The sequence below is a fragment of the Williamsoniiplasma luminosum genome, assembly GCF_002803985.1.
Lineage (GTDB): Bacteria > Bacillota_I > Bacilli_A > Mycoplasmatales > Mycoplasmataceae > Williamsoniiplasma > Williamsoniiplasma luminosum.
In genome coordinates, this window is sequence record NZ_CP024963.1 from 581,492 (window position 1) to 595,333 (window position 13,842).

Consider the following 13,842-nt stretch of genomic DNA (forward strand, 5'->3'; position numbering starts at 1 on the left):
CTTTTGTCATGAACGAAAAGGTTAAAATTGACTAAAATATCCACTTATCCACAAAAAGCAGTACTTTTTGATTGAAAAGCTAATTTTTTTCATGTCAAACATAATAAAATGGAATTTAAATATGCTTTTATACAACTTTTGTTTGCATTAAATCATAATTAAAAACATAAAAATTGATGCAATTATTAGATCAAAATAAAACTTAAATCTTTTTTGAGACAACTATGGGATGATAGTTCTTTTTTCGTTTTTAATGATTCTAATAAAATAGCAAACATCAATACAAAAAAAGTGTAGTTTTTTCTACACTTTAAATCATCTATTTTTTTCTTTAATTTTTTCGATTAAATTGTTATATCCATTAATTTTTAAATCAAACTATAAATTTTGATTTTGATCATTTTGAAAGCAGTATAAAAAGAAAAGTTCCCTTTCAGGAACGTTCCATTTTTAATCTTTTGGTTGATGATTATTAATTCATTAACAACAATTTATTAGAAAATAAATCTTGTATTTCATCCAATTGTTCAAAAAAATAATTTAAATGTAAGCAATAATAACAAGATGAAAATGTTAATGCTTGTACTTTAATTGAAACATGTGTTCCTTCACAATCTTGGTATTTATGATTTAAATGTTGTAATAAAGATTTAAATGATGATCGTAATCCATCGATATAATCTATTAATTTTTCATTAGTTATATTTTCAAAAACTTCAAATTCTTGATTTATTCGTTTAAGGATTTTTTCATTTTCTTCTAAAATCTTATTCATTATTTAAACCCTCTTCTTTTATCGTCTTCTTTTATCATTTTAGCTAAAGTTTCACAATCTAATGTTTTGACAAATTCTTTCATAGAATTGTCTTTCATAGACTTGCTTGATTTTTTATCAAAAAATTTTATGAAATCACATTGTTGATTTTTACATTTTTGATATTTATTGCCATTCTTTGCAACACCTTCAAATACAACACCAACTTTACATTTTTTACATTTTTTTAATCCATAATCTCAATTAATATACTCACATTCTTTGTTAGAACAATATTCATAATCTTTACCAGTTTTTGTTTTGTTGAGTTTTAAAAAACCAACCTTACAATTTGTGCAAATTTTAGAATCTCGATTTGTTTCTTGGACAAATTCGATATGATCACAAGTCTCATTTATACACTTAGAATATTCAAAACCTTTTTTTGAAATTAAACCTTCCTTTCAAGTTTTTTGCTTACACTTTTTGCAATCTTTGTATTGAATAGTTTTTGAAGACACTTCCTTCATTAGTTTGTTTCAAAAATCCTTCAAAACAATTTTATGGTCCATTTTTCCACTTGAAATCAAATCCAATTCTTTTTCTAATTGAATAGTATAATTCACTGCAATAATATCATTTCAATTATTTTTTAAATAATCATTAACATTTTTTCCTAACGGTAAAATACTTATTTTAGATTTACTCTTAATTTCAGTGTATCCACGTCTTTGATTTACTTCAACAGCATTAGCATATGTTGCTGGTCTACCTAAACCATTTTTTTTCATTTCTTTAATTAAAGAAACTTCGGTAAATAAAGTTTTAGGTTTGCTTTCAATTTCAACCAATTCTTTTTTGTGAATATCTATAAAATTAGTTTTAGGTTTAATGTTGTTACTTTCTGGTTTTTTATCAAAAAAGTAAAGATCATAAACACCATAATCTAAATAGTTTTTTGCAGTGGCTCTAAATATAAAATTGTTTAATTCGACAACTAGTGTTTGGTTTAGACCGCTAGCTTCTTTTAAACCATAAGATATTGTATTTTTATAAATAATTTCATACACACCAGATACATATTCATCATTAATTTTATCTTGAACCTTTGCTAGAGAAAAATCAGTTGGAATAATTGCAGGGTGGCCTTCTTGAGCTGAAGAATCAACTTTAACATCCTTTAAAACACCTAATGCTTTTTGGCCAAATTTATTAATAATATATTCTGAAAGTTTTTCTTTAGTTTTTATATCAATATTTCTTGAATCTGTACGAATGTAAGTAATTAATCCAGCTTCATAAAGTATTTGCAAAGCCTTTGTAGCCTTGCTTGTTCCGCCTTTTAATTTACCAATTATTGCAACCAATGCACTTTGTGTATCAAAAGGTTGAAAAAAATTTTCTTTAAATTCTTTTTCAACAAAACTAATCACATTAGCTTTATTAGAAATTAAAGAATTTAGAATTTGCTCCATTTCTGGTTTGTTTGGGGTTTTTCAATCTTTTAATTCTTCAGTTATTAAATTAAAGACTAATTGATTTATATCTTCAATTTTAATTGTGTAATTAAGATCTTTAACAAATTCTTCAATTGCCTGTTGATTAGTAGCAATCAATCTTAATGTTGCTCCTTGTACACGTCCGGTAGATGCCCCACCTGTATTTTGGCGAACTTCTTGTGAAAGCACATAACCAATTGTTTTATCTAAAATAGTGCGAGTATTAGCTGAATTTACTAAATTATAATCAATTTCACTTAGATTATTTAGTTGTCTAGCAACTTCATCTTTTGTAATTGAATTTAATTTCATTCGCTTAAATGGTTTATTTAAATTTTTTAATATTTCAAAAAGATGCCAAGCGATAGCTTCACCTTCGCGATCAGGATCCGATGCTAAAATAATTTGATCAACTTCACTTGCTTTGGTTTTCAATTCCTCAACTACTTTTTTCTTATCTGCAGAAACTATTCAACTAGCTTCTAATTTATTTCAATCCACTCCAATTGAATAATCAAAAGAATTTGAAAGTTCACGAATATGACCAATTGATGCTCCACCAATTCATTTATGTTGTGGTTGTAATTCTTTTGCATATTCAACTACATGTTTTGCTTTAGATGGGGATTCCATAATAATTAAATATTTCATACTACTCAATTCCCGATTCAATTTCTAGTTTTGCATAACATTGATCACAGATTGGTGTCCCACAATTTTTATTTACATAATTAAAAATATCAAATGATTTAGATGATGAACAATAATTACAATTTCTATATTCCATTTCAAATGAAAATGAATTGACAGGTTTGTAAATAAAATCTGATTTGTTTATTTTATTAATGATCATAATTACATCTCCATTCCATCATCTTCATTTGAAGATTGATTATTGTTTGGGGTGGTTATTGTTGCATTTGTCGTTTCGTTTTTCATTCTTATTGCTTTTAACTCTTGAGTACCGTGTTTTTGAATTTGTTTTTCTTTTCCGCTAAACTGAAGATTGTAAATAAGTTTGGATTTGTGGTTTGTTTCAATAGAAGAATCTATTACCGCCATAACATCTTCAGACAATCTGCGTAAAGGGAATTTGGGGTGGGATTTTAAAGCCCCATAATCAAAATCCTCAATATTCTTTATTGGTTTTGTATGCTTGTTGAGTTTTGTTCAAAAAATATTAGTTGTATTAACATAAAAATGATTGGTATTAGGAGATTTATATTGTTGAGAACGCCTTCTTAAGGACATTGAATAATCGGTTAAATCAATAAAATTTTTGAAATTATTGTTTTTAACAGTTCCGTATGCAGCGATTAAGCTTCAACCGTTTCTTGATTCCAAAACCAGTGCCTCTCTTGGTTTTTTATGATGATTCATTTTTATCAGATTTGCATTTGATTTGTTTTTTTTCATATATTCCATTTAATATAAAATAAAAGTAAAAAGAGCAACAATGTTGCTCTTTAAATATGCGCCTACATTCCCAATAAAAGGGCCAGCATTATCTGTTTAAATTGTAGGTCGGTAATTTAATTATACAACAAAATTCAAATTTTTATATAAATTTTATATTTTTCCTTTTCTTTTTTAAAGTCCTGTGGACCATTTATTCAAAGAAAGTACAAAAGTACATAATTGTGGTTATAAAAACAAAAAAGCAGTACTTTCGTACTACTTTCTTTGTTACATTGATTATAACATTATTGTATGAAAAGATAATCTTAATTCGAAAGGAGAAAATGATTAAAAAATAAAATAGAAGGTTGATAGTTTAAAGTCGTTCCGGACTTTTTTGGTGGAAGTGGTAGGACTCAAACCTACTCATTTTAAAATTAAACTATCAATAATTATTAAAACAAATCTTTCACTTCCAAAAATAGTTTTTTAAAGTTGACTATTAACAACTAAATTTCTAATCTCATAGAATAGAGTCTTGAAGTGTTTGGTAATCTTCATTTTCATCAGTAGAATTATTATTGAATTGTGAAGTCAAAACTTCATTATTTTGCTCAACACTTAATTCTTTTTTAACTTTCTGAGATTCCAAAAAATGAACTCGATCAGCTGCAACATTGATAATATTTTCATATTTGCCCTCTTTGTTACTACTACGTACTTGCAATCGTCCTTCAACAGATATTAAACTTCCTTTTCCTAAATACTTATTCATATTTTCAGCAGTGTGGTTAAAAGCTATACAAGGAATAAAATTTGTGTGTTCTCCATCTTTTCTATGTTCAGACACCGCAATTGTAAATCCTAAAAAAACATTGCCATTAGAAGCTGTTTTTAATTCAAGATTTTTTGTAATTCTTCCGATTAAATTAATTTGATTCATTTATTTCACCTCCTGTCTCAAGTCTCATAACATTGATAAAATGTATTCCTTTTGGATTTCTATTAAATCTGAATTTGGTTGTTTATTTAACCTATTTAATTGTTTTTTGAGAAGATCTATTTCTAAATAAAATTGTTTTTTTGACATAATTATTCATGTCCCAATTCGTTTAGATATTCTTCAACCAAACCTAGGCCTTTTTGACTCATATAAGGTTTTAATAATGCTCTAGTATCTTTTTCTTCAACAAACCATCATGTTGCACAGTCATTATAATCATCTTCATCACTTGGCCATTTAAAATCACCAACTGGTATTTCTATCGTGTCATCTTTTTGAGTGAGAATACATATCTTATATTGATAAGCGTTATTTTTATCAAAATCTAAATACATATCAGAAATCTTTTCTTCATCAAAATATTTTTTAAATTCATCAATAATATCACTTGCATTTTCATTTAAAGATTCAGCCATTGTATCTGAAAAATAATATCCCATATTACTCAACCCCCAATTCTTGATCACCATCAAATTCAAAATTGTTAGCCATTTTTAAAATAGTTTGTTGAACTGAAGTATCTACAATTTGAATTAGGGCATCATATGGACTATCAAAATCACTTAAATAAAAATGATCATTAGCCGAATTGGTGTCACCTTCCACAAAAACATCATTAAAAGTTAAACCCTTAGATTTTACATAATCTGTAATATCTGCATTAAATGAATGTTGAACTTCAATTCATTCTTTTACTCACTCATTCGTTTCTGAATTTAATTCAATCATTAGATTTTTTAAAGTAGTTTTTTGCATATTAATTGACCCCCATTTCTTGATCTTTTGAAAGTTGGATTAAATTATTGATTTCGTTTATAAAATTTTGAAATGAAAAATTTAAAACTTCTCCAACTTTTCAATCGTTATCTAGAAATGCGTCTGCATTTTCTAAAGCAATTTCATACTTTGTTTTTAACTCTAGTAGTTTAGAGTCTAGTTTATTCGACATATCTTATGCCCTCCGTTTAAAGTCCTGTAGACCTTTTATTCAAAGAAGGTACAAAAGTATGCAATCACAGCTATATAAAAACAAAAAAGCAGTACTTTTGTACTACTTTCTTTGTTACATTGATTATAACACAAATTAGCTAAATCAATTTAACTAGTTTAAGGAAAAGTGTAATTAAAAATACACTTTTATCATCTTATTTCATTTGAATTTCTTCATCAGCTTCTAAAAATTCATTTGAATTTAAAACATTATAAAAATCTGGATATTTTTCAACAATGGAGATATATTTAGGATCATTTTCATTCAAAATATTGCTAAAGTTTGAATCACCATACATATCCTTTCCTTTATAAAAATAGAACTCATAAAATTGTGGTTGAAAATTCTTAAATTTTAAATCATAATTTTCATCAATATCCGTACCAACAAATCCTAATTTTCATTCTTTTCAATTTGTAAAATTTTCTTTAAAAATTTCATTAACAATAAAATCTTGAACTTCTTTTTTAAGATTTTTTAGATTCTTATTTTCAGGTTTTAGATTTTCATTATTTTCAATTTGGATTTTATCTTCCAATATTTTTGTTAAAACTTTTTCAAAACCTTCTAAATATATTTCTAAAACATTGTCCCAATTTTTTTCGTATTCATATGAATTGGTATTACCACTTTTATATTCACGCTTAAAATTTTTGTGAGTCTCCCCAAGATTTGAAAACTCTTCTTTTAGACGATCTAAATTAACTGTGTAATCTCTTTCATCAATGATGATATTTTCAATATCTTTTAAAGTGTTTATTCCACCATTATCTTCGCTTGGCATATTGAATTCATTTCAATAGGCAACCGCATCTTTGGCTCCCAATATTTTAATTTGTGCTTTTATTTTTTCACTTAAATTTTCTTTAAATGCTTTCATGTTATTCCCCAACAATTTCTAATTCATCTTCGGTTTGATTTACAACTTCATGTTTTTGAATCGCTTCTTTAGCTCAGTTGATAACTGAAAACGTATTATTAGCAACTAATTTATTTAATTCATTGTGTGATAATGTTTCGTTTTTAAAAATATGTTTTCCTTCTGCGTCTAATTCTTCGGTTTTAACACTAATTTTGACATCTTCAACAGTTGGAACAGAAATGTTATAAAATCCTGCATTAAAATTTGATTTAGTTGAATCGAAAGGAACAAAAGTTTTTTGCACTCCTTTTTCATTCAAATCTCCTAGCTTAGCTAATTTTCATTCAGTAATATTTTTTTCTGCAACTCAAAAAGTCTTGTTATCTAATGTAATGGGGAATTTAATTTTCCCAGTTTTTTCATTTACAACACCTTTACCTAATTGTTTTGGTCAAATATAACCACTAACTCAGTTGTGTTTTTTCATTCGTAATCCTCCGTTTAAAGTCCTGTAGACCTTTTATTCAAAGAAGGCACAAAAGCATGCGATCACAGCTATATAAAAACAAAAAAGCAGTACTTTCGTACTACTTTCTTTGTTAATTTGATTATAACATAAACTAGATTAATTAATTTAACTGGTTTAAGGAAAAGTGTAATTAAAAATACACTTTTATCATCTTATTTCATTTGAATTCACCCCTTTCTTTAATTATCAAAATAAATTTAAAACTGAATTTATGTTTTTTAGAAAACAAAAAACATAGTGCTGATATACACTATGTTTTTATTGTGATGCAGGAGGGTTGGAGGTTTTGCTTCACCTCCTCCGGCATACTTTCATTTATCAGTTTAATTTTTATGAGCTTGCTAATTTTTGTCCGCCCATCCACGATGGTTTTTTTGAAAACCTTAAATGATAAAATAATCTGGTGTTGTAAACACTAGGGGGGGGTGAGCGGAATGTGTGATAATGGAATTGAAAATAATCCATATTATGAAAATTGTGAAAATGATCCTAATTTTGAAGATTGTTATTCATGTAGTTTTAATAAACGTAATAATTTAAGAATGAATATGTGTTTAGTTAAAACTACCAAAAATAAAATAGGGCGATATTTTATTGAATCTGACAACAATGGTGATATTTATATAAAATTTTGTGTCGATTGTATGCTTCAAGGATTTGCTTCTGGAAAAGAAGCTACAATTAAAGGAACGAAATTAACCAAAAGATATGATTATTCTGATTATTGAAAAATTTTTGAAAAAACTTAATTTTTTTAAATTCACAACTAGCTTTTTAAGTTAGTTGTTTTAATTTCATTCAAAACACAAAACCAATAAGCAACTAAAGATGATTCTGTGACAGTGTTTTTTGAAGTTGGATATAATACATTAATTTTGCTTACAATATCATCGACCTTAATAATTTCATTAGTAAAGTTTTCTTCTATAAAAGTGCTCAATGATTCAATTCAAAACTGTGTGTTTTGTTTATTTGTATTTTGAATCGTTTTAATTTTACTTATAATTTGTGTTTTAGTTAAATTTTCTTTAAATGCTTTCATGTTATTCCCCAACAATTTCTAATTCATCTTCGGTTTGATTTACAACTTCATGTTTTTGAATCGCTTCTTTAGCTCAGTTGATAACTGAAAACGTATTATTAGCAACTAATTTATTTAATTCATTGTGTGATAATGTTTCGTTTTTAAAAATATGTTTTCCTTCTGCGTCTAATTCTTCGGTTTTAACACTAATTTTGACATCTTCAACAGTTGGAACAGAAATGTTATAAAATCCTGCATTAAAATTTGATTTAGTTGAATCGAAAGGAACAAAAGTTTTTTGCACTCCTTTTTCATTCAAATCTCCTAGCTTAGCTAATTTTCATTCAGTAATATTTTTTTCTGCAACTCAAAAAGTCTTGTTATCTAATGTAATGGGGAATTTAATTTTCCCAGTTTTTTCATTTACAACACCTTTACCTAATTGTTTTGGTCAAATATAACCACTAACTCAGTTGTGTTTTTTCATGTGTAATCCTCCGTTTAAAGTCCTGTAGACCTTTTATTCAAAGAAGGCACAAAAGCATGCGATCACAGCTATATAAAAACAAAAAAGCAATACTTCCGTACTACTTTCTTTGTTAATTTGATTATAACATAAACTAGATTAATTAATTTAACTGGTTTTAGGAAAAGTGTAATTAAAAATACACTTTTATCGCTTACCTATTCTACGAGATTTTCTTCGGATTGAAATACGTTTTCCTATAAAAAATATTAATCCAACACCAATTAAAGCTAGTGGTATAATTCACAATAAATTTAATGGACTAAACTTATCTTTATCAGGATTTGGTTTTTCACCACCTGGGTCTGGGTTCGGTTTTTCAGGATCAATTGGCCCTGGGTCTGGTTTTTCAGGATCAATTGGCCCTGGGTCTGGATTAATAATTTCTTTTCTATTTACAATTAATTGAAAAGTAACATCATCAGCTTCTGGATATGAAACAGTAATTGTAACTGTACCTTCAGCTATAGCTTGAAGGACGATTTTACCAGCATAATTAACACTTGCTTTCGCAATAGCATTATCACTTGACTTGACAGAAATTTCCTTATTCTTAATAGGATTTTCTATATCAACTGTAATTATCTTATTTTTATCGCCAACTGTCATTGATTCATCAGAAATATTTGCAATGATTGGTTTGTATGGATCAATTACTGGTGGTTTTGGATCTTTGTCTTTTTTAGTTGTTCAGTAATTAATAGTTAATTTAGAACCGTATAGATAATTTTCTCCTTCTGTGGAAATACCCAGTTGCATAGAATGGTCGAAACCATTTTCACTTGGTTTGTTTTGATAAAATCATCTAAATGTAAAGTACTCAATTTTAAATAATTTAGGATCATATGTTGCAGCATTCATTTGAATTAATTTTTCAAAAACTTCTTCTTTTGTATATTTATCATCACCATCACCAATTACCTCACCAATATTTGTAATAGGAAATAAATCTTCAATATTTTTCCTGTGGTCAACTGGTGGTGGATCGAGTTTTGTAGCAGTAAAGAATTCTGCATTGTGAGAACCATAATATAATCGATCATTATTTGATTTTATATTAAATGTGCCTTTGTATAAGACTTCATTTGGTTTATCAGGATTAGGTTTAGGTCTTTGACCTGAATCTTTGTGAAATAATTTAAAATGTTTAATGTTTAATGTATCTAAAAACTCGTTTAAACGTTGTGCAGACTCCGGATCATTGCTTCACACTTTATTATTCTTTTCTTTTTGAGCACTAATTAATTTGTTTCATAAAAGTTGATTATTTTTATCAAAAATCTGTTCTGGTTGTAATTCAGGATTTGTAACATTGTTTATTAAGTCTACAATTTCTAAATTTTCAACATTTAAGAATAAACTAAGATCTGTTGCAACATCTGGAGTTGGAATAATTGGTGGAAGTGGTGCATCGGGATTATTAATATATTTTTGAATAGTGGAATTTATCAATAATGGATGTTTAACCATTGGGTTAGATGTAACTTTAATCTTTAAGTTTGAATTTGAATTTGATAAAAATTCTTCAATTTTTTGAATTGATTCAAAAGCCTCTAAATCATATTCTTTGTTTCCTAAACCAGTTTCTAAAACTGACAATTTATAATCTTGTAAATATTTAGGTTTTCCCTTTGGATTTACATGTGAAATTGCTATTTCTAATTGTTTTTGCATTAAATCCTTAATTCATTTTTTTCTAAATGTTGGTTCATCTAATTTGGTGTTTGTACCTTCTTCAACACCTGAGAAGTTATATTCTTGAGCTTTTCAGTTTATTTTATTTAAATCTAAAACTTTATCCGGTTCAAAGAATGGATTATTAACAACTAAAAATTTTGTTTCCCCCTGTACTTCTTTGACATTGTCTTTTGCTTTAATAATAAAATTAGCAGATTTTATTTCATCAGTAATATTAGCTAAGTGTTTTAAGTGTTGTGGTGCATTAAACTCATTTAAAGCAACATCAACACCATCGATATATAAATCTCAATGAGTTTTATATATTGCAGTTCCTTTATTATTCATAGCGAATTTATTAACTTTTTCTTGAGCATAAGCTTCAATTTCTTTGAATAATTTTAAAACATCAGTTTGGTTTCTTAATAAAGAATCTAATTTTAGTTGATTTAAGACTAAAAAATTATTTCCTGGTTCTGGTGGTGTCAATTTTCCATCAATTGCAGCAGATACATATTCCTTTCAATAAGCAAAATTATTTTCATAGTTCAAAACATCAAGTTGTTGTGTAGTAAAGTTATATTTATTTATTAAATATCATTTTAAACGATGAGAAACTAATGAATTCCCAGAATTAAATTCCATAATATCAGGATTATTTTTAATGAAAGGCAATGATGTAAATTTTTGATATGCAACTTCCTTGTTAGAAACAAATAAAAATTTATGAAGAATATTACCAGCAGAAGCAGGAATATTATTTCCGGTTGGTGGATAAGTTGAAACATCTGCTGGATTTAATTTTTTACCAGATGAATTTTGATAAAGTGGAGCTTTATCTTTTACATAGAAGAAATATTCATATAACCCCGAAGAACTAAATTGTCCTTCATTTTTAAAATCAACTAATTCTGGTTTTGAATTCTCTGAACTCACGGGTTTTCCTTCTGAATCTGTAATTTGTATTCTTTCCACTTTTTCAAAAGCTTGATCAAATGTTTTGTCTTGGAAAAGATTTAAAACCCCTTTATTTACAACATAAGCTTCTGCAAAATATCCAACAGTTCTATTTTTTTCGTTAAAACCATTTTCAGGTTTAATGAAATTACCATTTAAATCAAATGGATCTAGAGGGAAAGGATGTTTATCTAAATATTTTTTATCTGTTTTCACAAAAACTTGTTGTATTCTAACTCCTGATTTAGGATCGATTGTTGGATCATATTTTGGATTAGCTTCTAATTGACCATCCTTGTTAGGTAATTTCTCTTGAGTTAACACTCATTGTTGATATTTTTCAGGTTGATTTTTATCTTCAACCGGATCTCAAGCCATTCATTTAAATGAGGAACGTGAAATCAATGAATTAATTGCAATTGAAAAATTGATTGTTCGCGGTTTTGGTTGAGGTAAAATTTGACCATTTTCATCAATTTTATCTCAACCATTAACGATGATATCGTACTGAACATATTTTTCATTTGGTTTCAATCCTAGATTTTGATCTAATAATTCTTTTTTAAATATGTTATCATAAACTTCAATGGGTTCACCATTTACAGTTACAGTTTCTTTAGCACTTTTTGAAGAGGCAAATTCAAAATCAACTTTATTATGATAAACAAAGGTTGGTTTCTCTTTATCTCAAATCAACTCCGGTTCATCTAATACAGATTTTCCTGGATTTTTTGGGTCAATCATATTTCCTGGTTTAATTGATATTCTTTGCAAAAATGATCTATTTAAAGCAATTGCAGTTGGCCTAACATTAACCTTTATTGGAATATTTTGAATTCATTGTCCTTCATTAATTAAACTCTGAGCATCTTTAAATTGAATAATCACTTTATTTTCTTCTTGAACAAATTTTTTGTTTGTAATTTCTAGATTGTTAGCAATAGCTGGATGAGAATTCGTCAAAGTTTTAAAACGTTTATCAATTTCTCTTTCAATTACTTGTTTATTGTTTAAACCTTTGTTCGGACTTCCATCTTGATCATCTATAATACTTTCATTGTTCATAATTGGGGAAGTATTGGTTATCAAATCAAAAGGTGTTTTAGCAAAAACATCATTGATTTTTGAAGTAATCCCATTTTTATCAAATTTAACTTTAACATGAATGTTATATTCTAATTTAAATTTTTTTACAAAATCTGCATTCACACCTTCTCTTTTTTTAAATTCAACTTTTAAAAAACCTTGTGATGAATTGTTAGGATCGTTTTTATTTCAAGTAAAAATAGGCTTGTCTAAATCAATGTATTTATTTCATTGTTTATTGTTTTTGAATTTGCTGATACGTGCAGTTACTTCTTGTATTGTTAAATCTTTATTAGAAGTTAAACTATTGTTGCCAGATCAAATATCAATTGTATTTGTAGAATCTATGTGTTGTGATGTTGTACTTTCAAATTCAATATTTTTTATAAATTCATCACTATTAGCAAAGTCAATTGTTTTATCATCAAATTTAATTGTAACTGGCATTTCAAAATCTGTTTTGAATTTGTTTTCAATAGTAGAGTTGACACCACGTTTATTTAATTTAATTTTAATAACTCCATTTGATACAGCCTCGTTAATTGAAAATTGTGGATTATCTAAATCAATATAGCTATTTCATTCATCTTTGTTTGGAAGATTTTTGACTCTTCTTTTAATTTCATCAGAAATTTTTGCTTGATTTGATGAATCTCCAGACCCAGTTCAATGATTAATTGTTTCTGTAGAATTAATTCATGGAGAAGTAAAAGAATTAATTTGAAAATGAGATTGTATTTGTGCTGTATAATTTGATAAATCGGAAGAAAAATCGTAAGAAGTTTTGAAAGTTATGTCACCTAATATAATTTCAGCAGAAACCTCCGGACTTCAAAAAGCAGTGTTTCTTCAAGTTTGTGCTCAAATCTCCGCTTTTATATAAATATTTCCATTTTCTTCATATAAATGAACACCAGCTGCTGCCTTAGCAGTTGAACTTGATCCACCATGATTTGCTGAAATGCTTGAATTTAAATGAAATTTAGGGGCATTCTCCAAACTAATATCTGGAGGAGTAGATTGTGTGATTGTGTTTGTATTAATAACAGGATTTTGATTAGACTTATCATTGGTTTGGGGCGTATAAGATGCGTAACCTTTTGTAATAAATCTTGGAGTATTTATTTGAATCTCGGGGTATTTTTGCTTAAATTCTTCAAAAGAATTTGCATATGTTTTTCAAGAAATCAAAAATTTATTATCTTTTTTATTGTCGGATCAATCATAGCCTTCATGCTCAAGCTTTAAATTTTCTAACGGGTTTCCAATTGTGAAACTCGGGTATGTTGGATCGATTGTTCTGATATTTTTTTGCTCTAATTGTTTAGATTTCAATTGTTCCAATTTCTTAGCTAAGTTTTGAGTATATGAAACAGTAAAAGATGTTGAGACAAGTAATGAGCTAGTTAGTATTGTTGAAAATAGTAATTTTTTCATTGTTATTCCTTCTCTTTCTTATTCTTTTTTCCAATATTTTTTCACGGGTTTTTAATCCCAATTGTATCTAACATTTTGTCAAAAAATTTTTTCAATCCT

Annotated in this window: 14 protein-coding genes; 1 reads left to right on the plus strand and 13 read right to left on the minus strand. The window is 27.2% G+C overall.

Translation table 4 applies throughout. The features are described 5' to 3' along the window. Positions 1-472: 472 nt before the first annotated feature. The 10 genes from ELUMI_RS02495 to ELUMI_RS02540 form a co-directional block, all read right to left on the minus strand. Complete coding sequence (locus tag ELUMI_RS02495; protein ID WP_025734324.1) at positions 473-775, minus strand: hypothetical protein; 303 nt, start codon at positions 773-775, stop codon at positions 473-475. Next, positions 775-2,904 carry a type IA DNA topoisomerase gene (locus ELUMI_RS02500; RefSeq protein ID WP_025734323.1) on the minus strand — a complete coding sequence of 710 codons (2,130 nt, stop codon included), beginning with the start codon at positions 2,902-2,904 and terminating at the stop codon, positions 775-777. Before ELUMI_RS02500 ends, ELUMI_RS02495 begins: the two co-directional genes overlap by 1 nt. A gap of 1 nt (position 2,905) precedes the next feature. Continuing rightward, on the minus strand, positions 2,906-3,106 hold the full coding sequence (locus ELUMI_RS02505; protein ID WP_025734322.1) for a hypothetical protein: 201 nt from the start codon (positions 3,104-3,106) through the stop codon (positions 2,906-2,908). A 2-nt stretch (positions 3,107-3,108) separates the two neighbouring features. After that, on the minus strand, positions 3,109-3,669 hold the full coding sequence (locus ELUMI_RS02510) for a hypothetical protein (RefSeq protein WP_025734321.1): 561 nt from the start codon (positions 3,667-3,669) through the stop codon (positions 3,109-3,111). Positions 3,670-4,168: 499 nt separating this feature from the next. Beyond that, complete coding sequence (locus tag ELUMI_RS02515; RefSeq protein ID WP_025734320.1) at positions 4,169-4,594, minus strand: single-stranded DNA-binding protein; 426 nt, start codon at positions 4,592-4,594, stop codon at positions 4,169-4,171. A gap of 149 nt (positions 4,595-4,743) precedes the next feature. Beyond that, positions 4,744-5,094, minus strand: a complete 351-nt coding sequence (locus ELUMI_RS02520) for a hypothetical protein (protein ID WP_025734319.1) — start codon at positions 5,092-5,094, stop codon at positions 4,744-4,746. A gap of 1 nt (position 5,095) precedes the next feature. Beyond that, positions 5,096-5,410, minus strand: coding sequence for a hypothetical protein (locus tag ELUMI_RS02525; RefSeq protein WP_025734318.1), 315 nt, complete (start codon positions 5,408-5,410; stop codon positions 5,096-5,098). Position 5,411: 1 nt separating this feature from the next. Further along, a complete protein-coding gene (locus ELUMI_RS02530; RefSeq protein WP_025734317.1) occupies positions 5,412-5,603 on the minus strand; it encodes a hypothetical protein in 192 nt (63 codons plus the stop codon). A 196-nt stretch (positions 5,604-5,799) separates the two neighbouring features. Then, positions 5,800-6,525 (minus strand): hypothetical protein, encoded by a 726-nt coding sequence (locus tag ELUMI_RS02535; protein WP_025734316.1) that lies wholly within the window; start codon positions 6,523-6,525, stop codon positions 5,800-5,802. A gap of 1 nt (position 6,526) precedes the next feature. Then, positions 6,527-6,994, minus strand: a complete 468-nt coding sequence (locus tag ELUMI_RS02540) for a hypothetical protein (protein WP_100618542.1) — start codon at positions 6,992-6,994, stop codon at positions 6,527-6,529. Between the two features lie 467 nt (positions 6,995-7,461). Between ELUMI_RS02540 and ELUMI_RS02545 the strand changes: the two genes are divergently transcribed. After that, on the plus strand, positions 7,462-7,785 hold the full coding sequence (locus tag ELUMI_RS02545; protein WP_156921449.1) for a hypothetical protein: 324 nt from the start codon (positions 7,462-7,464) through the stop codon (positions 7,783-7,785). A 17-nt stretch (positions 7,786-7,802) separates the two neighbouring features. Here the strand turns inward: ELUMI_RS02545 and ELUMI_RS02550 are convergent, their stop codons facing one another. The 3 genes from ELUMI_RS02550 to ELUMI_RS02560 form a co-directional block, all read right to left on the minus strand. Further along, a complete protein-coding gene (locus tag ELUMI_RS02550) occupies positions 7,803-8,078 on the minus strand; it encodes a hypothetical protein (RefSeq protein WP_025734869.1) in 276 nt (91 codons plus the stop codon). Between the two features lies 1 nt (position 8,079). Then, positions 8,080-8,547, minus strand: coding sequence for a hypothetical protein (locus ELUMI_RS02555; RefSeq protein WP_100618542.1), 468 nt, complete (start codon positions 8,545-8,547; stop codon positions 8,080-8,082). A gap of 186 nt (positions 8,548-8,733) precedes the next feature. Continuing rightward, positions 8,734-13,743 carry an Mbov_0399 family ICE element protein gene (locus ELUMI_RS02560; protein WP_025734642.1) on the minus strand — a complete coding sequence of 1,670 codons (5,010 nt, stop codon included), beginning with the start codon at positions 13,741-13,743 and terminating at the stop codon, positions 8,734-8,736. Positions 13,744-13,842 lie beyond the last annotated feature (99 nt).